This window comes from Lactobacillus acetotolerans DSM 20749 = JCM 3825 (assembly GCF_001436775.1).
Classification (GTDB): domain Bacteria; phylum Bacillota; class Bacilli; order Lactobacillales; family Lactobacillaceae; genus Lactobacillus; species Lactobacillus acetotolerans.
Genome location: NZ_AYZC01000104.1, coordinates 1 through 568, shown reverse-complemented (window position 1 = coordinate 568; position 568 = coordinate 1). Strand labels below are relative to the sequence as shown.

1 protein-coding gene is annotated in these 568 nt (G+C 40.5%); it reads right to left on the bottom strand.

The genetic code is table 11. From position 1 onward, the window contains the following. Nucleotides 1-61 precede the first annotated feature (61 nt). A partial coding sequence (locus FC77_RS07735; protein ID WP_162258111.1) for a transposase occupies nucleotides 62-568 on the bottom strand: 507 nt, incomplete at its 5' end.

Sequence of the window (568 nt, the reverse complement as noted above, 5' to 3'; positions counted from 1 at the left end):
GAAACTGTCAAATCTTTTGTGTAAATAGATCTTTCTCATAGATTGATTTTTTATTCTTTATTTAATCAAAGTAAGATTCTAAGGTGTCCTGAACCTGACCAAAGCCTTTGTGAATTCGGTTGAAGTAGCGGTCATTGTAACTCATTGCTTGGATGCCAATGAAAGTATCAAGCGACTGTTCAGTCGGAAACTCTGCTTTAGGCTTAGCTTTACGCTTAATGACGTTGTTAAAAGATTCAATCATGTTGGTAGAGTAAATTGAAGCTCTGATCTGCTTAGGATAATTATAGAAGACCAGCAGGTCCGGCTCGATGTCTTTCAGGTTTCTTATGACATGATTATAACTCTTGTCCCATTTGGCATAGAAGGCATGCAATACATCAACAGCAGCTGCTTTATTGGCTTGCTGGTGAATCTGCTTGAATTCGTTCATAATTGCCTCGCGATCCTCCACGCGTACTTTAGCGCAGATATTACGCATGACATGAACCAAGCAACGCTGGAAATGAGCTTGAGGATAGGTCTTTGCCAGTGCTGTCTTCATGCCCACAACGCCATCTGAAAGAAA